The organism is Candidatus Binatia bacterium, from assembly GCA_036493895.1.
In the GTDB taxonomy this organism is placed as follows: Bacteria; Desulfobacterota; Binatia; order UBA1149; family CAITLU01; genus DATNBU01.
The window spans coordinates 40,370-66,748 of sequence record DASXOZ010000011.1; the positions used below are offsets into that span (position 1 = coordinate 40,370).

Here is a 26,379-nt window from a genome sequence, read left to right on the forward strand (position 1 = left end):
CCGATCTCAGGCTGCAGCGGCGGCGCCGGTCGGCGCCGAGTAGAACTGCCGCGTCCACTGGCGGTACTCCCCGATCGGGCCGTCGGATTCGCAAAGGGCCGGCCGCGCCTGGAATCCCTTGTGTTCCCAGATCTGGAAGTCCTGCTGGATCGCCAGCGACTGGTCGTCCATGTACAGCTTGAGCAGCGCGCGCGTCTCGTCTTCGCTGCGGCCGTCCTTCTTGCCGATCACGCCGAAATGGATGCGCGTGATCTCGTCGTCGACCGGCGTGAGCCCTGCGACGATCACCGTCGTGAACATCCCGGAGTAGATCAGCCAGTCGAACCCGAGCCCCCAGTTCTGCGCCTGGATGTTGAAGTCGTCGCTGACGCCGCCCATCGTCTGCACGTCCTTGCGCGTCCAGATCGCCCACTTGAACATGTGCTGGTGGAATTCGTGGGAGCGATTCTTCGGCGCGTCCATCAGGTGCACGAAGTTGAAGTGGGGCCAGTCGATCGCGTTCTCCATGATGTCCTGGGGATGCGTGCGGACGTCCCAGGAGTATTTGTCGTAGCTGGAGGTCCAGTCGTCGGCGCCGAAGTACTCGATCGCCGGGATCTCGAAATCGGGCGCCGCGCCTTCGGCGTGGTACCAGACGAACACGAGCCCGCTGTGCTCGAGCACCGGGTAGGCGCCGGCGCGCGCCTTGGCGGGAATCTTGTCGGTGTACGGGATGTGGCGGCAGGTGCCGCCGGTATCGAACTGCCAGCTGTGGAAGGGACAGACGAGGCGGTTGCCTTCGACTTTTCCGCCATACCCGAAGTGGGCGCCGAGGTGAGGGCAGAACGGCTCGAAGGCCCCGGCTTTTCCGTCTTCGCCGCGGAACAGCACGATGTCGCGGCCGAGGTAGTGGACGGTCTTCACTTCGCCTTTGGCAAGCTCGTCCGAATAGCAGACCTGGTACCAGCTGTTGGGGATGCCGAACGGAAATCGGGCCATCGCGATGAACCTCCGGGGCAGATACGTGGGGTCAGGCACCAGCGGCCACGTGCGCAATCACGCCTCGGTGGATAGCTGGCGTCGGACCCCGGATTTCGCCCATATAGAACGTGTTCCAGTGCCCGTGCAAGGGGCGGGCGGCGCGGCTACCATGCGGCGCGCAGCCGCCGACGGGGCGGGGGCAGGCCGGGGGACCGGCCGGCGGCGGATCTGGCAATGAAACCGGGACGAGCGGGACAAGCAGACCAAGAGGGACAAGGAGGAGAGGCGATGACAGCGCGTCGGTGCCTGGAGGGAAAAGTCGCGGTGGTTACCGGTGCCGGGTCCGGCATCGGAAGGGCCACGGCCCTGCGCTTCGCGCGCGAAGGCGCCGCGGTCGTCGTCGGCGACCTGCAGGCAGCGAGCGCCGAAGCTGCGGCGGCGGAGATCGTCGCATCGGGGGGCCTTGCGGTGGCGCGCACCGTGGACGTCGCGGTCTCCGCCGAAGTCGATGCCCTGATCGACGATGCCGTCAGCCACTTCGGGCGCATCGACATCCTGATGAACAACGCGGCCGCCCCCCATGGTGCGCCGATCCTGGCAACTACCGATGCCGACTGGCGCCGCGTGATGTCGGTAACGCTCGACGGAGTCTTCTTCGGGCTTCGCGCGGCACTCGGGCGCATGACTGCCCAGCGCTCGGGCAGCATCCTCAACATTTCGTCGGGAGCGGGTCTCGGCGGCGAGGTGATGCTCGGTGCCTACGGCGCGGCCAAGGCCGCCGTGATCAACCTGACCAAGACCGCTGCCGTCGAGAACGCCGGTTACGGCGTGCGCATCAACTGCATCTGCCCCGGGCCGATCTCGACGCCGCCGCTGCATGCATGGCTCGGTGCGATTCCGGGCGGGGTCGACGCGTTCTCGCGACAGATTCCCGCACGTCGCATCGGCGAGCCGGAGGAGATCGCTGCAGTCGCGACGTTCCTCGCCAGCGACGAAGCCTCTTACGTGACCGGCGCCGTCGTTGTCGTCGACGGCGGGGTGAATGCCCGGACGGGGACGCCGCGGTTCGACTAGAAGGCGGTACCTGCTGTAGAGAGCGGCGCGATGGGATACGACGACATCCTCGTGGAGAACTCCGGCGGCATCGCGTGGGTCACGATCAATCGCGAAGCCAAGGGCAACGCATTCCGCGTGCAGACCGTGCGCGAGCTGATCGACGCGCTCGAGCAGGCCCGCCGGGACGCCGACGTGCGCAGCATCGTGCTGACGGGCGCGGGAACCCGCTTCTTCTGCATCGGCGGCGACCACGATCACGGCGGTGAGGCGGATCACGACGACCGCATCCACTACGGCAACGTCTTCCCCGTCACCGACCTCTACGACCTGATCGACAAGGTGCCGAAACCCATCGTCGCGATGGTCGCCGGTTTCGCCGTCGGAGGCGGCAACGTGCTCGCGCTGATGTGCGATCTGACGATCGCGTCCACTGCGGCGACCTTCCGCCAGGTCGGGCCGATGATGGGCAGCTTCGATGCCGGCTTCGGCACCTGGTACCTCGAGGAAGCCGTCGGCCGCAAGAAGGCGAAAGAGATCTGGATGCTCAATCGCAAGTACGCAGCGGCCGAGGCGCTCGCGATGGGGCTCATCAACGAAGTCGTCGAGCCCGAAAAGCTTCGCGCGCGAGTCGTCGAGATCTGCGAGGAGCTGGCCGATCGCGGGCCCCAGGCGCTGGCAGCGATCAAGGCCTCGTTCCACGCGCGCCACGGCGGTGTTGCCGGCCTTTCGCGCGTCGCGCTCGACCTGCTGACGCCGAACTACTACCGCAGCGACGAGAGCAGGGAGCTCGGCCGCGCCTTCGGCGCAAAGCAGAAGCCGGATCGAAAGAAGTTCTACCGATGACGCGCGCCGGCTGGCGCGGCGGGCCCGGCTTCGTGCTGCTGACGCTGACGCTGGTCAACACCGTCAACTGGGCCGACCGCCAGGTCGTCCCGATCCTGGTTCCCGCGATCAAGGCCGATCTTGCCCTCACCGATACCCAGCTCGGCCTCGTCGGCGGCCTGGCCTTTTCGCTGATCTACGCGCTGTCGGCGTTTCTCTTCGGATTTCTCGCCGACCGGAGCAGCCGCCGCCGCGTCATCCTGTTCGGGCTGGTGTGCTGGAGCGTGGCGACCGCTGCCGGCGCTTTCGCGCACGACTTCTGGTCCTTGTTCGCTGCGCGCTTCGTCACGGGAATCGGCGAGGCTTCGCTGTATCCCTGCGCGATGTCGCTGCTCACCGATGCGTTCCCCACCGAGCGTCAGGGGAATGCGATCGGAATGTTCGGTGCTTCCACGGCGGTCGGCAGCGGCCTCGGGATCGGGCTCGGCGGCCCGCTGGTCGCCCACCTCGGCTGGCGCAGCGTCTTTCTTCTTTACGGAGGCGCGGGCCTGCTCGTGCTTCCGCTGCTGCTGATGATGGAGGAGCCGGCGCGAAGCGGCAGCGAAGTCGCGCTGGCGCACGATCCTCCCGTTTCGATCATCCGCGGCGCTCTCGGCGACGTCCGTCTGCTGGCCGTCTGGCTGACCGGAACCCTGCTGATTGCAGCGGCGACGGGATGGATCACGTGGGCGCCGACGTATTTCGTCCGCGATCTCCAGTTCGACGTCGGAAGCGTCGCGGGGATCTTCGGCATCGCGCAGCTTTTCGGCGGTGTGGCCGGCAGCATTGCCGGGGGCCGCCTCGGCGACCGTTATCGCAAGCGGCGCGTGGCCGGACAGCTGTCGGTCGCCGCGCTCGCGTCGCTGGCGGCCGTGCCGCTGTTCGGCGTCGCGCTTCTCGACGTTCCGCACCCGCTGCTGATGACGTGCGCCGTTCTCGGGCCTTTCGCGATCTTCGCGGCTTTTCCGAGCCTGCAAAGCCAGGTCGCCGAGATCGTCCCGGCGCGCCGCCGTGGGCTCGTCTTCGCAGTGCACGTGTTTTTTCTGAGCGGAATCGGCGCCGCGCTCGGGCCTTTCCTCGTAGGATTTCTCTCGGACCGCACCGGGAGCCTGCGCGCCGCGCTGCTTGCGCCGCTGCTCGGCGTGCTTCTTGCCTCGCTGAGCGCGATGTTCGCCGCGCGCGTCGTCAGGGCGCGTACACCGTCGTGAGCCTCGACCCGCTGCATCCGCCGAAGACCTCGGGTGCTGGCACGGCGCCGGTATCGTGGGCCGCGCAGGTCGCGGTTCCCCGCTACCTGACGCTGCGCGAAGGACACCGGCCCATCATCGTCGTCGCGCCGCACGGCGGGCGCAGGCTTCGCCCGATCCGGCGCGGTGACAGCGTCAACGATCTCTACACCGCCGAGATGGCCGCGCACCTGGCCGAGCGCCTGGGCGCGCACGCGATCATCAACGGCGGCCTCGATCGCAACGAGATCGACCTCAACCGGATTTCCCATCTTGCCGCGAAGGCGCCCGAGGTGCTCGCGCTGCTTTTGACTGCGATCGATGCGGCGGGCGCCGGCGGCGAGGTCCCCTTGGTGCTGTTCGTGCACGGCTGGAACATGGTTCTTGCCTGCTGCGACGTCGGCGTCGGCCTTCGGCGTCGGGGCCCGCGGCTTTCCGGACGGCATCCGACGCTCTCGCGCGGCCGCTTCGAAGGAACGATCGCCGATCTCGAACACGAAATGGCTGCGCGCCAGCTGACGGCGTCGATCGGGCGGCGCTATGCGGCCAGTGGTCGCGACAACGCTGCCCAGCTCTTCAGCGGCCGTCATCACGACCATGAGGATGCGCTGGTTGCGCGCCTGGCGCGTCTTTCGCTCGGCGGCCGCGTCGATGCGGCGCAGCTCGAGCTGGGCATTGCGCTGCGCTGGCCGGGTTGGAGGCGCGACGCCTGCATCGACGCGATAGTGGCTGCGCTCGAGCCGCGCGCCGGGTCGGGCCGCTTGCCGGTGGCTCCGGCGCGAAACTGGCTGGAGGCACCGATCGGCGAAGAAGAACCCGCGGCGCCGCTCGAGCGCGGGTTTTCGCTGCAGGCCGTGCTGCAGCGCGATGGCAGCGCAGCGCTGTTCTGCGGCGTCGAGGCGACGTCGGCCCATTCGATGGCGGCGCGCTTCTGCTTCGTGTTCGCCGACGGGACGATGATGCTGCTCGTCGGCGAAGGGGACTGGGACGGGCGCGCGGGTCACTACTCGCTCGAAGGCGCGTCGTGGGTTTCGTCCCCGGACGCCGGTCGCATCCGCATTTCGATTCGCGCTCCCTTCATCCGTTACCCGACGCACGACGCTTACCTCGACCTGGAAGCGGGACTGTCTCGTGCCGAGCTGGTCGACGCGCAGGTGGAGCTTTCGTACGAGGCGAGCGCGGAAAAGCACGGAAGGCTCCACGGGCATGTCGTCTTCGACGGGCGCCGCATGGACATCGGCGCCGTCGCATTCACCGATCGCGGCGGACGTCGCGGCGGCGATGCCTCGCGGGTGCGCGTGTTCGCCGCGGCGGCAGACGAGACGATGATCGTGGCGGTCCGCGACGACACGCTCGAGATCTGCGACGCGGAAGACGGGACGGCCGTCATCCGCACGATCCCGGAGCTCGCGGCGCCGCTGCGGGAGGCCCGCATCATCGCGCGAGTGCCGGTCTGGCGTCCTCTCGGCGAAGGTCGTTTCGCGCGCTGGACCTTCGGCATCGCGCAGTGCCGCCTCGGTGCCGGCGACGAGTGGGTGGCCGGGCTCTTCGATTCCCTCGAGATATTCTGAGCTTCGTGACTCGGAAGCCACGCAAGCGAGAAGTGCTCAGTGCACCACCGCCCACGACCACGTTTCGGTGAGCGCTCCCTTGTCGTCGCGCAGGAACGCGCGCAGCTCGATCGGCGCGTCGGTCTTCGGCTTGATCTGGAACGCGAGGCGCCATCCGCCGGTGTCGGGATTGCGCAGCACGTGGTGGTCGAGAAGCTCGGCGACCTCGGGAGGCGGCGTCGTGATCACCGCCGTCGGCGGGGAGGCGTCGGGAATCGCGTTCAGGTCTTCGCCGGCAAAATCGATCACGAATCGTTTCGTGTCGCCCTTGGCTCCGCTGTCCTGGCGGGTCGCGATGATGCGGCCGCCCGGCGGAACGGCGGGATCGTCGGTGTAGAACGAAACCGAATACGCGAAATCGAGCTGCTGGCCGGGCTGCACCGCGGTGTCGGGCACCCAGTACGCGACCATGTTGTCGACCAACTCGCTGTCGGACGGAATCTCGTCGAGCTCGACCCGCCCGTCCCCCCAGTCTCCGTGCGGCTGCACCCACGTGCTCGGTCTCTGTTCCGAGTGCGTCTCCAGGTCCTGGTAGTCGGCAAAGGCGCGGTCGCGCTGCAGCAGCCCGAAACCGCGCGGATTGTGCATCCGCGAGCTGCTCGCGTTGATGCGCATCGGGTTGTCCAGGGGCCTCCACAGCCACTCGCCGTTGTCGAAGTGCAGCAGCAGGCCGTCCGAGTCGTGCACCTCGGGACGGAAGTCGTCGAAGTGGCGGCGCGAGTCCTCGCCGAAGAAGAACATGCTGGTGAGCGGCGCGATGCCGAGCTTGGCGACCGGCCGGCGCGGGAACAGGTGGGAAGTCACGTCGATGACGGTGCTGGCTCCGGGCGTGATCTCGAAGCGGTAGGAGCCGGCGATGCTCGGTCCTTCCATCAGTGCGAGGATCACGAGGCTTTTTGCGTCGGGAGCAGGTTTCTCGAGCCAGAACTCCGAGAAGTGCGGGAACTCCTCGCCGCCGGGCTCGACGGTGTTGATCGCGATGCCGCGTGCCGAAAGGCCGTAGACGTTGTCACGGCCGAGGGCGCGGAAATACGTGGCGCCGAGGAAGACGATGAGGTCGTCGAAGTAGGCCTGCGAGCGAAGCTGGCAGTGGACGCGAAATCCCGCATATCCGATGTCGGGCGGGATCTTCGCCGCGAAGTCGTTCTTGCCGTAATCGAACGAATGGATGTCGAAGGGAACGGGATGCACGCCGCCGTCGTCGATCACGTTGACCGCGACCGTCCGGTCGTAATAGAGGCCGGGATGAAACATCTGGACCTGGAACGGAAGGCCATCGGTTTTCCACAGCGCCTTGTCGGGATTGAAGCGGATGTCGCGCCACTGGTCGTACGTCATCGAGCCGACGAGCATCCACTTGGGCACCTCGTGACGGTGGTCGACGTACTCCTCTTTGGAGAGCGCCTGGGCCCTGGTCGTGACGTCGTCGAGGGAGAACGCGCGGGCCGCCGCGGGTGCCGCCAGGAGCGTCGCCGCAGCGAAAAACCAGGTCGCAGCCGCTCGGGAAGGGCAAAAGGCCCGCAGGAAGTGCAAGGTCGGTCGGGTCATGTCCTGTGCTCGTGGCTTGCCGGATTCCGTCGTGGCGGCGTTGCCGCACCCGCCATCGGCGACCCCGGGCGAAAGGCGATATTCTTAAGGAAAAAGGCGCAACGCAACTGCGGCGACTGCAGCGGGCGAAGCGACGGCAGCCACAGAGGACGGCTGCGACAGGTAGCGCCTGCCGGGATCCGGCCGCTTTCGCGCAGCGCCGCTCGGCGGTACAAGGGACGGATATGAAACTCCTTCGCGTGTTCGCGGTGCTGTTCGCGCTGCTGGCAGTGTCGAACTTCCTCAAGCCGATCCTCGAGAACGGCGAGACCGGATTCGTGTTCCTCGGCCGGCGCCTGGCCGGTCCACCGAACCTGATCGCGGCATGGACGTTCATGGCGTTCCTCGTCGCCTACGCCGTGTCGCTGTGGCGGGAAAGGGCAGCCGCCCTTCCTCTCGGCATCGCGTACGCGTGCTATGTGACGGCCAACCTCTACCTGTTCACGATGAGGACTGCGCCGCCCACCGGAAACGCGAAAATCTTCGGCATCGTCTTCACCGTCCTCGCGCTGGCCGGATCCTGGGGCGTGGTCGCGCTGATGATCCGCGACGGCTTCGCATCGCGCGACAGCGCTCCCGGTCGCATCCTGCTGCGCGCTTTTGCGCTGCTGTTCGCGTTGATGGCGCTGTCGGATGCGATCAAGCCGTTCGCGTACACGGCGGACGTCGGGTTCGTGCTGTTCGGCCAGAGGCAGACCGGCATGGCCAATACCGTGGCTGCCCTCGTGTTCGCGTCGCTCCTTGCCACCTACGCGGCGAGCATCTGGCAGGAAAAGCGCCTCGCGCTCACGCTCGGCGCTGCGTACGCGGCCTACGTGATCGCGAATCTCGTGCTGTGGAATTTCCGAAAGCCGCCGGGAACCGAGCTGCCGCTTTCGTTCATCGTCCCCTATCTGTTCAGCGCCGTGGGGGTGTCCAACGGCGCAGCGCTGCTGCTGTGGCGCCACCGCGAGCGCCTGACCTGAATCGAAATGCGGGACAGCCCCGCAGGACGCCGTGATGGCGGGACCGTAACGTGTACCTGTTGCGGACTGCGCGCGTTCAGGCTTTCGCCCGCTTCGGCGCGTCGTCCTCCTCGATCTCCCGCACGCTGATGCGGCCGGCAGCGTTGGTGCACACGCCGTCGCCGAGCGAGAAACGCCAGTGGTGGCCCGGGCAGACGATCTGCCCGCCTTCGACTTCGGCCTCCGAAAGATCCGAGCCTCCGTGCGGGCACCAGCGCTGCACTTCGTAGCGGCGCCCTTCGTGCTCGAGCACGAACGTGTCGTGCGCGCGGTCGGCGGTCTCGACTTTCTGGATCGCGGCAAGGGCCCTGGAGTCGGACATTTTGAACAGCGTGAACAGGTGCTGGTTGTAGCGGTCGGGATCGCGGTGCGCCTTGAAGCGAAGCGACAGGAACGCGTCCTCCCAGCCGAGCTCCTCGCGCATCACCTGGTCGATCAGCGTCGAGGTCATTTCGAACTCGTACTGGCAAGGCTCGCCGTCCCAGGCGTAGACCAGCTCCGCTTTCGGCTCGGGGCGGAAGTCGACGACCCAGTCGCCGCCGTGCGCCCCGGTCACGCGAAACAGCACGCGGATGCCGATGTGCTCGACGAAATACGGATGACCCTTGAGAAACGGCAGGAAATGCCGGCGAAAGCGCTCGAACAGGCCCGGCGAAGCCGGCGTGATCGCGGCGAGCACGTCGGCGACGACGCGCTCTTTTTCGGCGCGGTGGCGCGCGTAGTACGCGCCGCGGTCGCGTTCGTAGTCGAATCCTTCGTACGCGGGGTCGCGTTCCAGACGGAACTCGCCGGCGGTGCCGCGCGCGCCGATATTCAGCCGGTCGCCGGGATTCATCACCATGCCCGGGATCGTCGACTCGCCCGCAAGGCGCCCGGCCGCCACCGGCGGCGTCGGGAACATGCTGGCTTCGCCGAAGAAAAACGGAGCCAGCTCCGGATCGAAGAAGCAGGGCGGTCCCGCGAACGGAATCGCCAGTCGCGGCTGCAGGGCCTTTGCCGCGGTTACGAACGACGCGATCGCCGATTCGCGGCGCTGGGCGGCGAGAAGTCGCTTGGTCGCTTCGTCGTACGTCGTGTAGACGAGCGGATACCAGATGGCCGGCGTGGCCTGCGCGAACAGCACGTCGATTCCCTCGGCGCGGATGTCGGCCACCGGCAGCGCGAGGTTGCAGTCGTTCAGGTTGAAGATCTTGTGGCCGTCCACCTCGATCAGTGCGCAGGAGTCGAACCAGTGCGGAGGGCAGTGGAAAGTCGGCGTCGAGATCTTGACGGTGAACCCCGGCGCGACCTCGAATGGCTCGAAGTTGTCCAGCTCGACGATGGTACGAAAGCCGAGACGCCGCAGGCGCGAGACGAGGCGCTTCTTGTGCGCGCGTCCCGTCAGCACCGGCACGCTGCGATCGATGCGCCCGAGGAACTCGGGGTCGTAGTGGTCGGGATGCTCGTGGGAAATGTAGAGCACGTCCGGCGACGACAGCGCTTCCAGATTGCCCTCGTACTGCGGGTACTGGAACCAGCTCGCGTTGTAGGATCCCTTGCGCGACATCCACGGGTCGCAGACCAGCAGCTTGCCGCCGTGGCGAAGAGCCAGGCCGCTGTGTCCGATGAATTCGATGCTCGTCATCCGGATCGTTTCCCCCGAAGCGCCGTCCCCGCGACGCCGCACCAGTACCTTTAATTGCTACGGCGAGCGGACGAAAATCGGCACCGGCGCGCATTCGGCGCAGTGCCGCGGCGCGTAACCCGGCATCCATCTTCGATTTGGGCGATTTGTGGCTTTTTTCGGCGCAGCGCGGCGCGTACATATGCGCGCGTGCCGTCCCGGAGCGCCTCTGCGGACAGCCCCGCCTCCCGCCGCATCCTCGCCGCGGGTGCCTGCGCACTGGCGATCGCCGCCGCAGTCGCCTGGACGGCGGCGTGGCACCTGCGCTTCACGTCGCTGTGGTACCCCGACGCCTGCGATTACGCGCAGCTCGGGCGCCGCATCCTGCGTGACGGCAGCATGACGACGGGCCAGTCCTTTCCGTATGTGCTGGCGTGGCTGCGCGCCCACGCGCTGGCCACGACGGCACCCTGGCCCAACGTCACCCGCTTCGTTCTTCCTGCGCTCGTTCGCGCTGCGTCCTTCTCGGTGTTCGGCGTCAGCGATTTTGCCGCGGTGCTGCCCGACGCGCTGTTCCACTGCGCGACCGTCGCGTTGTGCTTCGTGCTCGGCGCCCGCCTGGCCGGTCTTGCGGCGGGGTGGTCGGCGGCGGTCCTCGTCGCCTTCAGCCCGACGATGCTCGGCTACGCACTGAGCGGCCTCAGCGAAACCGGCGCGGGATTGCTCGTGCTCGCCGCCGCAGCGGCCGTCGCTTGCGTCGTTCCCGATGATCGCGCAGCGAAGGGCGCTGCGAGGAATGCCGCCGTTGCGGGGGCGTTGATCGGCCTCTGCTTCCTGCAGCGCTCGAATCTCGTTCTGCTCATCATCCCCGCCGTCGCGCTGATCCTCGGCGCACGCGGGCTCGGGGAGCTTCGCGCCCGAGCGCGCATCGCGGCCGTCTTGTGTGCGGCCTGCGTGGCCGTCGCCTCGCCGTGGCTGCTTCGCAACGCATGGAGTTTCGGAACGCCGACGCTTTCGCTGACGATGGATCGCAACGTCGGGTGGGCGCTGCTCGGCAAAGACGTTTTCTACGAGTTTACACTGATCGATGCGGGACAGGTGATTCGTTCCCACGCAGCGGACGTCGTCGCGCGCCTGGATCCGCGGCCTCTGGCCGGCCACTGGAGCGATTTTTTCGGCCCCGATTTCGGGCCGTTGCTCCCGGCGTTCGTCGTCGCGTCGGTTGCAGTATCGCTGCCGCCGCGCGCGCGCGTGCTGCGAACGCTGACGTGGGCGACACTGCTGCTGAGCTTCGTCGCGTTCGCCCCGCTCGTCGTGGGTAATTTCCTGGATCGTTACTACGAGCCGTTCGCGCCGCTGGTCGTCCTCCTGGTCGTCGTGCAGCTTGCGATCCTTGCGCGCCGCTTCGGGCGCGCCGGCCCGGCCGTTCTCGCGGTGGCATGCAGCCTTGCCCCGCTGTGGTGGATCAGCCACGGGTTCGCGTCGACCGTCGCGCGGCGCGACCCCGCTCTCGGCCAATGGGATCGCTGGGTTTCCGAGGCGGTGGCTCCCGATGCCGTCGTTGCATCCGACCAGTCCTGGTACGTCGCGTGGCAGGCCGACCGGCCGTCGGTGCGTTTCTATGGAGACGGCGCCCAGCTCGCCGAGCTCGAGCGCGGCTACACCCCGATTTCCGCCGTTTGGCTGACCGCGGCCGACAGCCGCCGATTCGAGCTCAGCATCGACGCTGCCGGCGGCGCCGCTCGCTGGCGGCTGGTTCGCCGCAGCGACGACGGCGGCTCGCTGTGGCTCGCGGCGCCTGCGACCCCGGTGACCCCGGCATCGCCCTGAACGCCTGCAAGGCCGCGATTTTTTGGAACCGAGCCGGCGTGCTACGAAGGCGGTCCCCGATGCGGCAGCACGCGCGCGTCGCTTTCTCGGGCGGGACGCGCGCGAGTCCCTTTGTCAGGCGGGAGCAGGAATTGAGCTGGAACATCGCAGACATCCTCGTCGCGATCGCCCCCGTTCTGGGTGACGAAAGCGCGCTCATTCATGCTGGGAGCGGCAGCGGCCGTCCGCCGCGTGTCGTTTCGTGGAAAGACTTCGACCGCAGGACCAACGCACTGGCGCGGCTTCTGATCGAGCGCGGCGCCAGGCCGAACGACAAGGTCGCGATCTATTCATACAACCGGCCCGAGTGGCTGGAGTCGGTGGCCGCGTGCCTCAAGGCCCGGCTGGTTCCCGTCAACGTCAATTACCGTTACCGCGACGAAGAGCTCCATTACCTGCTCGAGAACAGCGATGCGGTGGCGCTGCTGTTCGAGGGCACGTTCAGCGAAAACGCGGCGCGGCTCGCGCAGGCACTGCCGCTGCTTCACACGCTGGTACGCATCGACGACGGCGGGCCGCGCTGCAGCGGCGCGCTCGACTACGAGACCGTGGTCTCGGGACCTTCCGCGCCGCTGGAGCTCGAGCGCAGCGGCGACGACCTGATCCTGCTGTACACCGGTGGCACGACCGGCATGCCGAAGGGCGTGATGTGGAGGCAGGAGGATGTCTTCCGCACGCTCGGAGGCGGCGGCGATCCTCTCGGCACCAGCCCGAGGCCGGCCAACCTTGCCGAGCACGTCGCCAACGTCGCGGCCGGAATGCAAAGGCAGCGCCTTCTTCCGGCTTGCCCGCTGATGCACGGCACGGGACTGTTCACTGCGATCAACGCGCTGCTGAACGGCGGCAGCGTCGTCACCACCGACTCGCGCCGCCTCGATGCGCACGCGCTGTGGTCGGCAGTCGAGCAGCACCGCGTCGAGGCGATTTCCATCGTCGGCGACGTGTTCGCGCGCCCGATGCTGCAGGCATTGAACGAGCACCGATACGACCTGGACAGCCTGCGCCTGATCGTGTCGTCGGGCGTCATGTGGTCGCTGGAAAACAAGAAGGCCCTGCTCGAGCACCATCCGTCGATGCTCCTGTTCGACTCGCTCGGCTCCTCGGAAGCCACCGGCCTTGGCGCCTCGGTGATGGGAATGGGGATCGAGATGCAGACGGCGTCGTTCAAGGTGGGCGACCGGGTGCGCGTCGTCACCGACGACGGGCGCGACGTGGTGCCGGGAAGCGGCGAGAGGGGGATGGTTGCACGCAGCGGCCCGATCCCCGTCGGCTACTACAAGGACGAAGAGAAGACCGCGAAGACGTTTCGCACCATCGGCGGCGTGCGCTACTCGATCCCCGGAGATTTCGCGACGGTGGAGGTCGACGGCACGTTGAGGCTTCTCGGCCGCGGCTCGGCGTGCATCAACACGGGCGGTGAGAAGGTTTTTCCCGAGGAAGTCGAGGAAGTGCTCAAGCGGCACCCTGCCGTCGAGGACGCCGCAACCATTGGTCTGCCCGACCCGCAGTGGGGCCAGGCGATTCATTCCCTCGTCGTTCTCCGGGGCGGGCAGCAGTGCGCCGAGGCGTTGCTTCGCGAGCACGTGCGGGAACACCTTGCCGCGTACAAGATTCCCAAGCGCATTTTCATCGTCGACACGCTCGGCCGGTCTCCGTCGGGAAAGATGGACTACAAGGGCGTGACCGCGCGCGCGACCGAGCTCGCCGCGCGGACCTGACCGCCCTGGAGGGGCTCATTCGCCGCACTTCTGCCGAACCCTGCGCGCCTGCTGCGGCGGCGCGCCCGCTGCGCGCGGTGCCACTGGTGGTGGCGGCCCTGGCAATGCTTTCCACCGGTTGCGCGACGATCTCGCGCACTCTCCAGCCTCTCGGCCTCACGAAAGCTCCCGGTTACAACTACGACGTTCGCATCACCGGCGCCGATTCGGATGTGACCGACCGTATCGAGGAAGTCTCGGCGTTGTTCGCGAAAAAGGGACAGCCTCCGGCGACGGTGCAGGGCCTCAAGCGACGGACCCAGTCGGACCGTGACCTCTACCTTCGCGTGCTGCGCTCGCGAGGCTACTATGACGGCAAGGTCGAATGGTCGATCGACCAGGCCGCCAGGCCGCCGGTCGTCACGATGAAAGTGACGCCGGGCAGCGCGTATACGTTCTCCCGTTTCCAGATCGAGGGTCTTCCGCCGGAGGCGGCATCGCTGGCGACCGGCGACAGCCTGGACCCCGTCAAGACCGGCGCGCCGGCGCTTGCCGAGTCGGTGCTCAATGCCGAGACGGTGCTCGTTGCCGGCCTCGCCGCGCATGGTTTCCCGTACACGGCGCCTCCGGTGCACGAGGCCAGGATCGATCGCAGGTCGCGCACGATGGACGTCGTCGTGCACATCGACGCCGGTCCCCACGTTCGATTCGGTGAGCCGCGCGTCGCGGGAACCCAGCACGTCAGCAAGCAGTTCGTGATCAACAGGCTGCGGTTTCACGCCGGCGAAGCGTATTCGCCGGCGAAGATCGACGAGTCGCGCAAGATCCTGTTCGCCAGCGGCGTATTCTCGGCCGTCAGCATCACCCCGGCAAGCCGCGGTGAAGTCGGCCCCGACGGCCTCGCCCCGATCAACGTGCACGTGACCGAAGGCAAACCGCACACCGTGGGTGCGGGGCTCAAGTACTCGTCGGCCGACGGGATCGGCGGCAAGGCGTTCTGGGAGAACCGCAACCTCACAGGAATTGCCGACCGGCTGCGCGCCGAGCTGGAAGTCAGTCAGGAAATCTACACCGGCGGCCTCTCGTATCGGCGGCCGGATTTCTACAGCGTCAACCAGAGCCTGCTGCTCGATGCGAAAGCCGAAAACGACAAGCCGCCGGCGTACGATCGCTACGCACTTTCGACGTCGGCCGGGCTCGAGCGCCAGTTCTCGCGGCACCTGACCGTGACGGGCGGCCTTTCGCTGGAGCAGTCGTCGGTGCGCAGCGAAGCCGACCTGATCGACGGTCCCCCGGAAGTTCCCTCCAACGTCAGCGGCACCAAGCACTACACGCTGTTCGGGCTCCCGCTCGGGCTTCGCTACGACGGGACCGACAATCTTCTGGATCCCTCCCACGGCCACCGCACGCTGCTCAGCGTGACTCCGTTTGCGAGCGTGCTCGGCACGCGCGTGCAGATCGCGGTGATGAGGGCGACCGAAAGTTTTTACGTACCGCTCGACTCGCGCCACCGCGAGATCTGGGCCACGCGCCTGACGCTCGGCTCCGTGGTCGGCGCCGAGCGCAACGACATTCCTGCCGACAAGCGCATGTACGCCGGCGGCGGCGACTCGGTGCGCGGCTACCAGTACCAGTTTGTCGGCGACATCTTTCCGGACTCCTCCAGCGGGAAGCTCGAGTGGAAGCCGTCGGGAGGCCGCTCGCTGCTGCAGGCCGGCACCGAGCTTCGCTGGAAGGCGACCGAGCGCCTGGGCATCGTGCCGTTCGTCGAGGGGGCAGGCGTTTACGACGCCGGTTATCCCGATTTCCAGAAGACGTTCCGCTGGGCGGCCGGGCTCGGACTTCGCTACTTTACGGTGGCGGGACCGATCCGGCTGGACGTGGGTTTTCCGGTCAATGCTCGCAAGGCCGACGACATCTTCCAGATCTACATCAGCCTGGGGCAGGCGTTCTGATGCGCGCGATGCGAAGACTCCTGCTGTCGCTCGTCGCCGTCATCGCGGTGCTCGTCATTGTCGTCATGGCCTTGTACGGGGCGGTCGCGTCCGGCCGGCTGACGAGCCGCCTCGATGCGATCATCACGACGCTGGCGCAGAAGAAGGGCTCCTTCTTCGTTACGGCCGAGGGAGTTTCCGGAGACGATATTCCGGGGCACTTCCGCGTGCACAAGGTCGAAGTCGGCGATGCGTACGGCGTGTGGCTGACGGTCGAGGACGGCGAGGCGAGCTGGAACCCGTTCGACCTTTTTCATCCGTTCGACAGCGTCAAATGGCGCGTCAACGTCGACGACGTGCACGCGCGCCACGTGCTCTGGACGAGGCTTCCTCGAGACGGACCCGACGAGCCGGAGACGCCGTTCCACTGGGACCGCTTCATCCGGATTCTCGTCGGCCACATCCTCGTGGACGACTTCGAGCTTTCCGGCGCCATCCTCGGCGGCGCCGACGACCACGTTCGCGCCGAAGGGCACGGGGTGCTCGGCGAATGGGATCACGGGCGCGTGGTGCTCGATATCGTCCACGTCGATTCCGCAACCGGACACGCCCGCGTCGATCTCGAGACGCACGGGTCTCCGCTGCAATTGTCGGGAAGCATTGTCGCGGAGGAAGGAGCCGGCGGTGCGCTCGCGGCGCTCGCGCGGCTGCGCGACGCGGGCGCCGTGACGTTGAACGCGAGCGGTTCGGGGCCGATGCGCGACTGGAAAGGCAAGGCCGACGTCACGGCGGCCAATATCGGCGACCTCCACGCGACGACGTCGCTCGCATTCACCGCGGACGGTCCTTTCGAGGCCCGCGGGACGTTCGATCCGGCGCCCGCCCAACGAGAAAAATACCTCGTCGGGCCCGGCGCTCCGCTGGCGATCCATGCAAAGGGCGACTGGGCACCCCAGGTCGAAGTGAAGATCGACGAGGCCACGCTGGATGCCGATGGGCGCAAGCTTGCGGCCAGCGGCCGCCTCGATCTCGCGACCAGGCAGTTCCACGTTTCCGGCTCGCTGACGCGCCCTTCGGACGATGCCCCGGTCGTGCTCACGCTGCTCTCGGCGGCTTCTGCACGCATCGACGGCAGCGGTGTGCTCGGCGACGGCGGCTACCTCGATGCCACGCTCGACGTCGACGCACCGTCGCGTGCCGACGTGCATGCAAGGAGCGCCCACGCCGATTTCCACGCCAGGGACGTCAAGGGCGACAGCGTCCCGACTTACGATCTGGCGGCCACGTTCGATGCCCTCGGCCTCGGCGACGGACCGTTGCCGCTGTTCGGAGAGCACGGCAGCCTCCAGGCATCTGGATCGATCGATCTTTCCGCCGGCGTGCTCGATGCACCGCGTTTTCGCGCCGAAGGCAAGGACGTCGTCGTCGACGGACCGCTGTCGTTTTTCGATGACTGGAAATCGATGAAGGCTTCGCTCGCACTGCATGCGTCGTCGCTCGCGACGCTCTCGCAGCTTGCGAAGACGGATGTTGCAGGAAAGGCCGAGGCGACGTTCGAGGTGAATTCGCGATCGGCGCTGAAGGATCTCGACGTGGATGCTGCCGGCCAGGCATCCGGCGTCGCGATCGCCGAAGCCGGATGGAACGCGCTCATCGGACCCGAAGCGACGTTCAAGGCATCGCTTCACTCTGCTGCCGGCAAGCCCGGGCACGGTGATCTCGAGGTCGATGCGACCGGCATCCACGCGGCCGCAAAGGGGGACGTCGATGCGGACGGAGAAAATCTCACTGCCGACGGGAATTTTCGCCTCGACAATCTCGCACGCCTGGCCGAGCCCGCTCGTGCTGCGATCGCCGGACGCCTCGAAGGCAGCGTGAGCGCCCGCGGCACGCTCGCGGACTTTTCGATGACGGCAAAACTTGCCGGCGATCGGTTCTCGTGGGAGGGCACGCGCTTCGACCGCGTGACGGCCGACGTGGCCGCCGATGGCCTGCCGTCGAAATGGAACGCCTCGGTGCGCTCCCGCGCGAGCTACGGCAAGCTCGATGCGAGCCTGGACGCCGCTGCATCGATGCCGGCGCCGCAGCGGCTCGTGCTTCGCGATGTCGTGCTCAAGGGACCGCAGACCGATGCCCGCGCATCGCTCGACATCGATCTCGAGGACCGCACGGCCTCCGGCAAGGTCACGATCACCAGCGCCGACCTGGCCGCGTGGCGACCGATGACCGGAATCGCGCTTTCGGGCGCCGTGCGTGCAGACCTGACGCTCGGCTCTCGCGCCGGCGGCCGCTCGGGCGACACGACGCTCGTCAGCGGCAGCGCAAGCATTCGCGGCGGACAGCTTCCTGTCGGATCTTCGATCGTTGCCATCGGGACCATCGACGTCGAAGCCGACGGTCTCGAGCTTGGCGCGACGCCCGGAGGCGTCGCGCGCCTTCACGCTGGTAACGTACGGTCCGGCGAGCTGCTGCTGGCCGATGCAAACGCCGAGCTGCGCGGCGACGGGCGGCTGTGGAACGTCACGTCGCACGTCGATGTGAGACGCGACGGCCAGCTCCTGCTCGATCTGGCCGGCACCCTGCTTTCTTCCAATGCACCGGAGGTCACGCTGACCAGGGCTGACGGCACGGCGGCAGGGGTTCGAGTGTCGCTGGCGCAGCCTGCGACGCTGCGACTGGCTTCGCGCGACGCTGCGAAGTGGGACCTCTCGTCGTTGGCGCTCGCGCTCGGCGACAGCGGCCACGTGACGGTGCATGCGTCGCGAGGCCCGTCCGGCGTCCACATCGACGGCGATGCCACCACGCTTCCGCTGGAAGTCGTATCGTTCGTCGCGCCGTCGCTCGACCTCAAGGGGTCGGTGGACGGCAGCGTGCTCTTCGACGGTGCGAGCCTGATCGGCGGCAGCGGATCGCTGACGCTGCACGGACACCACATCATCAGTGCGGATCTCGAGGACGACGCGAGCGCACCGCTCGACGTCAGCGCCAACGGCACTCTCGGCAAAGGAAGGCTTTCCGGCTCCGCATCCGTGCTCGGTCTCAAGGACACGAGCATCGACCTGACGCTGGACGCGCCGCTCAGCTCGGCCGCGGCCGCCGGCGCGGTGGTCGTGGACCTCAGGTGGAAAGGCGACGTCGCCCAGGCCGAGGCACTGCTGCCGATCGGGGAAGACCAGGTTTCCGGGCATATCGACGCCGACCTCAAGCTTTCGGGCAACGTGTCCGCTCCGCGCGTGACCGGCCGCGCGGTGCTCGACGGGGGCGGCTGGGAGCATTCCCAGTCCGGACTGGTGCTGCGCGACGTGCATGCCGAGCTGGAAGGCGACGGCACCGCGCTGGTGCTGCGCAGCCTCACCGCGACCGACAGCGAGAAGGGCAGGATCGATGCGCACGGGCGCATCGACTTCCAGGGTTTTCCGGCCTTCGACGCAAGCTTCGACCTCGATGCGAAGAATGCCATGCTCGCGCGTCTCGACCTGGTGACGGCCAAGGCCGACGCGACGATTTCGGTCCGCGCTTCCCGCGGCGCGGAGCACGATGCGGCGGTGGAAGGCGAAGTAAAGGGGTCGGTGCACGTCGATGACGCGCGCATCGAAATCCCGCAGAAGTTCGTCGCCGACGTGCCCGAGATCGACGTGATCGACGTCGCTGCCCAGCTCGAACACGCTGCCGAGCTTGCGCCGGCACCGCGCCGCTCGCGTCTCGCGCTCGACGTCGATGTCACCGGCGACAACAGGATTTTCCTCACCGGCCGCGGGCTGGATTCCGAGTGGAGCAGCGACGTGCACGTGCGCGGCGATACCGCCGATCCGCGAGTGCAGGGCACGGTGACCTCGGTGCGTGGGCAGCTCAGCCTGCTCGGACGCCGCTTCGACGTCACCAACGGCACGCTCCGTTTCGATGGAGACAAGGGCAACGTGCCCTACCTGACGCTCACCGCGCAGGCAGAAGCCAACGACATCACGGCGTTCGCCGACATCACCGGGCCTGCAACCAAGCCGACGATCGAGCTTCGCTCCGAGCCGGCCCTTCCGCGCGACGAAGTCCTCTCGCGCGTGCTGTTCGGCCAGAGCGCCGCGACCCTGACGCCGATGCAGAGCATTCAGCTCGCCCGCTCGATCGCCGAGCTGACCGGCAGCCCTCTCGGCGGGGGAGGCGATTTCCTCGGCGGCATCGGCCGTTCGATCGGCCTGGATCGCCTCGGCATCGATTCGACCGAGAGCAAGACCAGCTCCGGAAGCAGCGGGGCTGCTGCGCTCACGGCCAGCAAGTACCTGACTTCCAACGTCTACCTGCGCGTGCAGCAGGGCCTGACGCCGGAGACGAGCGCGCTCAGCCTCGAATGGAAAGTGCTCAAGCACATCACGATCGAAAGCGACGTCAGCCAGGACGCCCAGGGTGAAGTGGGCGCCACCTGGCGTTGGGACTACTAGCCGTGTGCCGGCTCGCGGGCGTCGTGCTCGAAGAACTCCTTCCTCCGTTGCATCGCACCGTCGCCAGCCGTCACTGCCCGATCGTCAGCCCTCCGTCGATGATGTGCACCTGTCCGGTGATGAGGTCGTTGGTGACGAGCGCAACGATTGCGGCGGCGACGTCTTCCGGCTCGCACACTTTCTTCAGCACCGCACGCGCCGTGGCGAGCTGCTCGATCATCTCGTAGCTCTCGCCGTAGCCTTCCTGGAGCCAGCGCCCGCGGATGAAGCCCGGTGCGACGGCATTGACGCGGATGGAAGGGCCGAGCGCGCGTGCCAGCGTCAGCGTCAGGTTGTTGAGCGCGGCCTTGGACGCGCAGTACGGGATCGACGATCCGACGCCGTTGGTGCCCGCGATGCTCGAGGTCATGACGATCGCGCCGCCGCCGGCCGAATCCATCGCCGCCTTCACGGCGCGCGCGCATTGAAAAGGCCCGATGAGATTGACGCCGAGGATGCGCTGCCAGACTTGCGGCGTCAGGCGGTCGAGCTCGTGGTGCGCGATGAATTCGGTGGTGCCGGCATTGGCGACCAGTACGTCGATGCGACCAAGCTCGGCCGTGGCGGTCGCAGCGAGGCGGCGGCAGTCGTCGTCGGCGGCGACGTCGGCCTGGACGGCGATTGCCCGGACGCCGAGGGCGCGCGCTTCGGCGGCTGTCTCCTCCGCGGCCTGCTTCGACTTCGAGTAGTTGACCGCGACCGAGCAGCCCCGGCCGGCCAGCATCAGGGCCGTCGCCCGTCCGACACCGGTCCCGCCGCCCGTTATGACTGCAGCTTTTCCGTCCAGATTCATCACTTTTCCCTCATTTCGGCCGGCAGCCTGGCTGCCGGAGCATTGATATCCCCAATTTTCTACTTTCTTCCCACTGGTGATCTGTTAGGATCGCCGTTGTGACGGAAAAGAAAGACGAAGTCCCGGTCTCATCCCAGGCGCTGCTGACGATGAAAGAGGTGGCCGCCCGCACCGGCCTGCACCTCAAATCCGTCTACCGCCTGGCCGAGCGCGGCCAGCTTCGCACCGTGCGAGTCGGAAACCGCACGCTGCGCGTCCCGGCCAGCGCTCTTGCCGACCTCGCGTCGGGCCGAGACGACCAGCAGGAGGCCGGGCCGGTGCCCGGCGCGGAGGCAGACGTGTCCCAAGAACAAGGCGCAGTTCCTTCCCGTCGTCGCGGCCCGATGCAACCGGTCCTCAAGTCCGACAAGCTGCGGAGCGTCTGTTACGACATCCGCGGTCCGGTGCTCGCCCGCGCCAAGCAGATGGAGGACGAGGGCCAGCGCGTCATCAAGCTGAACATCGGCAACCCGGCCGCATTCGGATTCCGCGCGCCCGAGGAGATCGTCCAGGACGTCATCCACAACCTTCCCGACGCGTCGGGCTACTGCGATTCGAAGGGGCTGTTCGCGGCGCGCAAGGCGATCATGCACTACACGCAGACCAAGGGCGTGCGTGGAGTGACGATCGAAGACATCTACATCGGCAACGGCGTGAGCGAGCTGATCTCGATGACGATGAACGCGCTGCTGAACAACGGCGACGAAGTGCTGATCCCCGCACCCGACTACCCGCTGTGGACCGCCGCGGTCACGCTCTCCGGAGGCACGCCGCGCCACTACCTGTGCGACGAGAGCAAGGGCTGGATTCCCGACCTTGCCGACCTGCGCTCGAAGATCACGTCGCGCACCCGTGCGCTGGTCGTCATCAATCCCAACAATCCGACCGGCGTGCTTTACCCCGACAGCGTGCTGCGCGAGCTCGTCGCGATCGCGCGCGAGCACGGCCTGATCATCTACGCCGACGAGATCTACGACAAGGTCCTCTTCGACGGGCTGCGGCACACGGCGATCTCCACGCTGACCGGTGACCTGCTGTGCCTCACCTTCGGCGGCCTGTCGAAGAACTGGCGCGCCTGCGGTTACCGCTCGGGCTGGTGCATCGTCACCGGCGACAAGAGCCAGGCGCGCGACTACATCGAAGGCCTCGACATCCTGGCGTCGATGCGTCTTTGCGCGAACGTCCCGGGGCAGCACGCGATCCAGACGGCGCTCGGAGGATACCAGAGCATCGACGATCTCGTCGCTCCGGGCGGCCGCCTGACGCGCCAGCGCGACCTTGCGTGGGAAATGCTGACGGCCATCCCTGGTGTGACCTGCGTCAAACCGCAGGCGGCGATGTACCTGTTCCCGCGCCTGGACCCGGAGATCTATCCGATCGAGGACGACGAGCAGTTCGTGCTCGAGTTCCTGTCGGAGGAAAAGGTGCTCGTGGTGCAGGGCACCGGCTTCAACTGGCCGTCCCACGATCATCTTCGCGTCGTGTTCCTGCCCAACCCCGACGACCTCACCGAGGCCATCGGGCGCTTCGCGCGCTTCCTCGAGGGGTACCGCCAACGCCACGCCGGCCACCGCGCGCGCAAGGCGGCGGCGGGCACCGAGGCCACCGCGGTGGCCTGAGGACCCGGGGTTACGGCGGCCCGAGGCTGTCGGCCTGGCCGGCCACGCCGACTTCGGTCGCGAGCTTGGCGACGTTCTTGATCCAGACGTAGCCGCTGCCGGTTTCGACCAGGCCGTCCTTCTTCCACTGTTGCAGGATCTTGTTGACCGTCTCGCGCGAGCTCGAGATGCTCGCCGCCAGCTCGCGCTGGGGCAGGCGGTGCAGCACGCGAAGGCCTTCGCCGGTGGTCTCGCTGTTGACCTTCGCGAAATCGAGCAGGCAGCGGAACAGGCGCGCGGCCGGCGACAGGAACGCCGAACGCTCGGCCATCTCGTTGGTCGCGCGCAGCTTGCCGCACACGACCGACAGCACGCGGAACAACAGGTCGGTGCGCACGCGCAGGAAGTCGAGCACCGACTGGCGGTCGAGGCTGAGCAGCGTCACGTTGGTGAGCGCCACCGCGTCGGCCGATCGCTCGCGGCCGTCGAGCACCGACAGCTCGCCGAAGAGCTGGCCGCGCTCGACGATGTTGAGCAGCAGCTCGGTGTTGCGCGGCGATGTCGCAATGATCTTGACGCGTCCGGAGACGACGATCAGCATCGTGTCGCCCGGCGCCCCGCGGTGCAGCAGCACCGTGTCGGCCTTGGCGCGCACGACGCGCACGGCGTCGGCAAGCGGGGCCACCTCGGCGTCCTGGAGGCCGCGGAAAAGCAGCGACTGACGCAGCAGGGTGCAGATCTCGCGAATCGACGGCTCGCTCATCGGCAGCTAGATACGGCAGGCGCCGGGCTTAGGAAAGAAGCCGAACCGAGGGGCAATGCGATGCGCACCGGCCGGTAGGCATCGATCCGTGGGTCAGTGAAAATCCCGGCTCGCGGAGGGCTCCGGCCTGCGCACGAGATCGGGTGCCCACAGCTCGCGGGCGACGACGTGCACGACGCCGCCGTCGGACTGCAGGGTGCCGGCGACGCCGAGGAACGAAGCGCTACGGGCGAGCACCGGATACCGGTCGAACACGCTCTGCCACAGGATCACGTTGACGAAGCCGGTTTCGTCCTCGAGGGTCATGAAGACGACGCCCTTGGCCGTGCCCGGCCTCTGGCGACAGATGACGATGCCGGCGTAGCGCACCCGGTTTCCCCCTGGCACGCGCGAAAGCTCGACAGCGGTCGGAAGCCCGCGGCGGCGCAATTCCGGCCTGAGCGGCTCGAGCGGATAGCCGCGCACGCTGTGCGCCGTGCGCAGGTGGTCCCACGCGATCGTCTCGAAGCGGGTCAGCTGCGAAAAATCGGGCTGGGGGGAGCGGTCCTCCAGCAAAAGCGCCGCATCGTCGCCGTCGGCGGCGCCGGCCTGCCACAGCGCGCGGCGCCGGTCGCTTTCGAGGTTTTCGAGGGCGCCGGCCTCGGCGAGGGATTCGAGCGCGCCGCGGCCGATGCCGCTCTTGCGTGCAAGATCGTCGATCGACGCGAACGGCGTGGTCGCCTCCGCCTGCCTGGCGCTCACGATTGCCTCGGCATCCTTCCTGGCCAGCCCCTTGACGAAGCGCAGACCCATCCTCACCGCGAAGTCGGCGGCCGTCAGCTCCATCGTCGAATCGACGTCGCTTGCGAGCACGTCGATCGGCAGCACCTCGACGCCGCTGCGCTGGGCATCGGCGACGATGGTCGAAACCGAATAAAACCCCATCGGCTGGGCATTGAGCAGCGCGCACGTGAACTCGACGGGCCAGTGGCAGCGCAGCCAAGCCGTCGCGTAAGCGATCAGCGCAAAACTGGCGGCGTGGCTTTCGGGAAAGCCGTACTCGCCGAAGCCGCGGATCTGCTCGAACACGCGCTCGGCGAACTCGCGGCGAATTCCCTTGGCCATCATGCGGGCGGTCAGCCTTTCGCGGTGCTTCTCGATGCGGCCGGTGCGGCGCCACGCGGCCATGTCGCGCCGCAGCTGGTCGGATTCGCCGGGAGTGTAGTCGGCCGCCACCATCGCAAGGCGCATCACCTGCTCCTGGAACAGCGGCACGCCGAGCGTCTTCCTGAGCACCGGCTCGAGGCACTCGTGGGGATACTCGATTTCTTCTTCGCCGCTTCGGCGCTTCAGGTAAGGATGCACCATGCCGCCGGTGATCGGGCCGGGGCGCACGATGCTGACCTGCACGACGAGGTCGTAGAACGTGCGCGGTCTCAGGCGCGGCAGCATCGCCATCTGCGCACGGCTTTCGACCTGGAAGACGCCGACCGTCTTCGCACGGCACATCATTTCGTAAGTCGCCTCGTCTTCGGCCGGGATCGTCGCCATCGAAAGATGGATGCCGCGGCAGCGGCCGAGCTCCTTCATCGCAAGATCGAGCATCGTCAGCGCACCGAGCCCGAGCAAGTCGACCTTGAACAGGCCGATCGCCTCGATGTCGTCCTTGTCCCACTGGATCACGGTGCGCTCCTGCATCGTCGCGTTCTCGATCGGCACGAGGTCGCTCACCGGCTCGTGACCGAGAAGAAAACCGCCGGGATGAATGGAAAGGTGGCGCGGGAAATCGAGGATCTCGTTGGAAAGCGCGAGCAGGTGGGCGCCGGTGCCCTGGTCGGGATCGAGGCCGGCGGCGCGGAGCGGGTCGGGGCTGACGTCGCCGTAATGCGACAGCAGGCGCGCGAGGCGATCGACCGTCGTCGCGGGAATGCCGAGTGCTTTTCCGACGTCGCGCACTGCCGAGCGCGGCCGGTAGCGCACGACGTTGGCCACCATCGCCGCATGGCTGCGCCCGTACTTTTCGTAGACGTGCTGAATCACTTCCTCGCGGCGCTCGTGCATGATGTCGAGATCGATGTCGGGAGGCTCGGCGCGCTCCCTGGAAAGGAAGCGCTCGAAGAGGAAATCCATGCGCACCGGATCGATCGCGGTGATGCCGAGGCAGTAGCAGACGGCCGAGTTGGCCGCCGAGCCGCGGCCCTGGCACAGGATGCCGCGGCTGCGGCAGAACTCGACGATCTCGTGCATCGTCAGGAAATAACCGCCGTAGTCGAGCTCGCCGATCAGCTCGAGCTCGCGACCGAGCTGCCGCGCGACGTCGTCCGGCACCTGGCCTCCGTAGCGGCGCGCGGCGCCGGCCAGCGCGAGGTTGCGCAAGTGTTCCTTTTCCGTGGTGCCGTCGGGAAGGCGCTCGCCGGGATAGCGATAGCGGACCTGGTCGAGGGAAAAACGGCAGCGCGAAGCGACTTCGCGGGTGCGCTCCAGCGCTGCCGGATCATCGGCAAAAAGGCTCGCCATCGCGTACGGCGTCTCCAGCGCGTGCTCGGCGTTGGCCTGGATGCGACGCCCGGCCGTTGCCACCGTGCAGCCTTCGCGGATGCAGACGAGCACGTCGTGCAGCGGCCGGCGTGCGCGCACGTGGTAGAGCACCTCGCGCGCGGCGACGACGGGAAGAGCGTAACGCGCGGCGCGCTCGCGAAGGCGCGCTTCCTGGCGCGGCTCTTCGGCGCGGCGATGGCGCGCGACCATCGCATAGAGGCGATCGCCGAACGCATCGACGAGATCGCGCGCCACCAGGTGAGGATCGATGCGGCTGGCGATCAGGCTCTGGTCTCCTCCCCACAACGCGACCTGGCCGCCGGCATGCTCGCACACCTCGCGCCAGGTGTTCCACGAGTCGCCTTTCTCGCAGCGCAGGCGTCCCTTGGTGACGAGGCGGCACAGGTTGCGGTAGCCGTCGCGGTCGCAGGCGAGCAGCACGATGCGCGTGCCGTCTTCGATCGTGATCTCCGACCCGACGATCAGGTGGACGCCGACTTCGCGCGCGCGCTGGTGGGCACGCACGATGCCGTAGACGCCGTCGACATCGGTAAGGGCGAGCGCGGCCAGCCCGAGCTCGGCGGCCTTGTCGACGAGCTCCTCGGGATGGCTGGCACCTCGCAGGAACGAGGCGTTGCTCTTGCACCACAGGGCGGCGTGGGGAAGCACCCGGCCGCTCTAGCAGAGGGCGATAGGGCGAACAAGGGGCGAAACTACGGCAAGGCTTCTGGTGCCCGGTGCCCCGTCATCATTCAAAAATGGGGTGGGCTCGAGCCGGCGGACAGTCCGG

The 26,379-nt window shown here is 67.6% G+C and carries 16 protein-coding genes; 10 read left to right on the forward strand and 6 right to left on the reverse strand.

Annotated elements, in window-relative coordinates; genetic code table 11:
- Nucleotides 1-6: 6 nt before the first annotated feature.
- Entirely contained in the window at nucleotides 7-978 is a 972-nt protein-coding gene (locus VGK20_01750; GenBank protein HEY2772754.1) for a Rieske 2Fe-2S domain-containing protein, read from the reverse strand.
- A 270-nt stretch (nucleotides 979-1,248) separates the two neighbouring features.
- On the opposite strand from VGK20_01750, the gene VGK20_01755 reads away from it, so the two are divergent.
- Genes VGK20_01755 through VGK20_01770 form a run of 4 tightly spaced genes read left to right on the forward strand, consistent with a single transcriptional unit; the run spans nucleotide 1,249 to nucleotide 5,674 of the window.
- Entirely contained in the window at nucleotides 1,249-2,034 is a 786-nt protein-coding gene (locus VGK20_01755) for an SDR family oxidoreductase (GenBank protein HEY2772755.1), read from the forward strand.
- 30 nt (nucleotides 2,035-2,064) lie between these two features.
- Nucleotides 2,065-2,859, forward strand: coding sequence for an enoyl-CoA hydratase-related protein (locus VGK20_01760; protein ID HEY2772756.1), 795 nt, complete (start codon nucleotides 2,065-2,067; stop codon nucleotides 2,857-2,859).
- Nucleotides 2,856-4,085 carry an MFS transporter gene (locus tag VGK20_01765; protein HEY2772757.1) on the forward strand — a complete coding sequence of 410 codons (1,230 nt, stop codon included), beginning with the start codon at nucleotides 2,856-2,858 and terminating at the stop codon, nucleotides 4,083-4,085. The genes VGK20_01760 and VGK20_01765 overlap by 4 nt, the downstream gene beginning before the upstream one ends.
- The gene (locus VGK20_01770; GenBank protein ID HEY2772758.1) at nucleotides 4,082-5,674 is read left to right on the forward strand and encodes a hypothetical protein; all 1,593 of its coding nucleotides are present in this window, start codon (nucleotides 4,082-4,084) and stop codon (nucleotides 5,672-5,674) included. Before VGK20_01765 ends, VGK20_01770 begins: the two co-directional genes overlap by 4 nt.
- Before the next feature lie 36 nt (nucleotides 5,675-5,710).
- On the opposite strand, the gene VGK20_01775 is transcribed toward VGK20_01770, so the two are convergent.
- Nucleotides 5,711-7,261, reverse strand: coding sequence for a glucan biosynthesis protein (locus VGK20_01775; protein HEY2772759.1), 1,551 nt, complete (start codon nucleotides 7,259-7,261; stop codon nucleotides 5,711-5,713).
- Nucleotides 7,262-7,485: 224 nt separating this feature from the next.
- Here VGK20_01775 and VGK20_01780 point away from each other — a divergent pair, with 224 nt between their 5' ends.
- The gene (locus VGK20_01780) at nucleotides 7,486-8,265 is read left to right on the forward strand and encodes a hypothetical protein (GenBank protein HEY2772760.1); all 780 of its coding nucleotides are present in this window, start codon (nucleotides 7,486-7,488) and stop codon (nucleotides 8,263-8,265) included.
- Nucleotides 8,266-8,341: 76 nt separating this feature from the next.
- Here the strand turns inward: VGK20_01780 and VGK20_01785 are convergent, their stop codons facing one another.
- A complete protein-coding gene (locus VGK20_01785; GenBank protein HEY2772761.1) occupies nucleotides 8,342-9,928 on the reverse strand; it encodes an MBL fold metallo-hydrolase in 1,587 nt (528 codons plus the stop codon).
- A gap of 189 nt (nucleotides 9,929-10,117) precedes the next feature.
- Between VGK20_01785 and VGK20_01790 the strand changes: the two genes are divergently transcribed.
- The 4 genes from VGK20_01790 to VGK20_01805 all read left to right on the forward strand — a co-directional run bounded on the left by VGK20_01790 (nucleotide 10,118) and on the right by VGK20_01805 (nucleotide 19,840).
- The gene (locus VGK20_01790; GenBank protein HEY2772762.1) at nucleotides 10,118-11,737 is read left to right on the forward strand and encodes a glycosyltransferase family 39 protein; all 1,620 of its coding nucleotides are present in this window, start codon (nucleotides 10,118-10,120) and stop codon (nucleotides 11,735-11,737) included.
- Nucleotides 11,738-11,868: 131 nt separating this feature from the next.
- Entirely contained in the window at nucleotides 11,869-13,494 is a 1,626-nt protein-coding gene (locus VGK20_01795) for an acyl-CoA synthetase (protein HEY2772763.1), read from the forward strand.
- A 77-nt stretch (nucleotides 13,495-13,571) separates the two neighbouring features.
- A complete protein-coding gene (locus VGK20_01800; GenBank protein HEY2772764.1) occupies nucleotides 13,572-15,428 on the forward strand; it encodes an autotransporter assembly complex family protein in 1,857 nt (618 codons plus the stop codon).
- Nucleotides 15,429-15,436: 8 nt separating this feature from the next.
- Nucleotides 15,437-19,840, forward strand: a complete 4,404-nt coding sequence (locus VGK20_01805) for a translocation/assembly module TamB domain-containing protein (protein HEY2772765.1) — start codon at nucleotides 15,437-15,439, stop codon at nucleotides 19,838-19,840.
- A 70-nt stretch (nucleotides 19,841-19,910) separates the two neighbouring features.
- Here the strand turns inward: VGK20_01805 and VGK20_01810 are convergent, their stop codons facing one another.
- Entirely contained in the window at nucleotides 19,911-20,672 is a 762-nt protein-coding gene (locus tag VGK20_01810) for an SDR family oxidoreductase (GenBank protein HEY2772766.1), read from the reverse strand.
- Nucleotides 20,673-20,770: 98 nt separating this feature from the next.
- On the opposite strand from VGK20_01810, the gene VGK20_01815 reads away from it, so the two are divergent.
- Nucleotides 20,771-22,330, forward strand: coding sequence for an aminotransferase class I/II-fold pyridoxal phosphate-dependent enzyme (locus VGK20_01815; protein ID HEY2772767.1), 1,560 nt, complete (start codon nucleotides 20,771-20,773; stop codon nucleotides 22,328-22,330).
- 10 nt (nucleotides 22,331-22,340) lie between these two features.
- Here the strand turns inward: VGK20_01815 and VGK20_01820 are convergent, their stop codons facing one another.
- Together VGK20_01820 and VGK20_01825 are read right to left on the reverse strand one after the other, a co-directional pair.
- Entirely contained in the window at nucleotides 22,341-23,072 is a 732-nt protein-coding gene (locus VGK20_01820; protein ID HEY2772768.1) for a Crp/Fnr family transcriptional regulator, read from the reverse strand.
- A gap of 93 nt (nucleotides 23,073-23,165) precedes the next feature.
- Complete coding sequence (locus VGK20_01825) at nucleotides 23,166-26,258, reverse strand: error-prone DNA polymerase (GenBank protein ID HEY2772769.1); 3,093 nt, start codon at nucleotides 26,256-26,258, stop codon at nucleotides 23,166-23,168.
- Nucleotides 26,259-26,379: the final 121 nt, after the last annotated feature.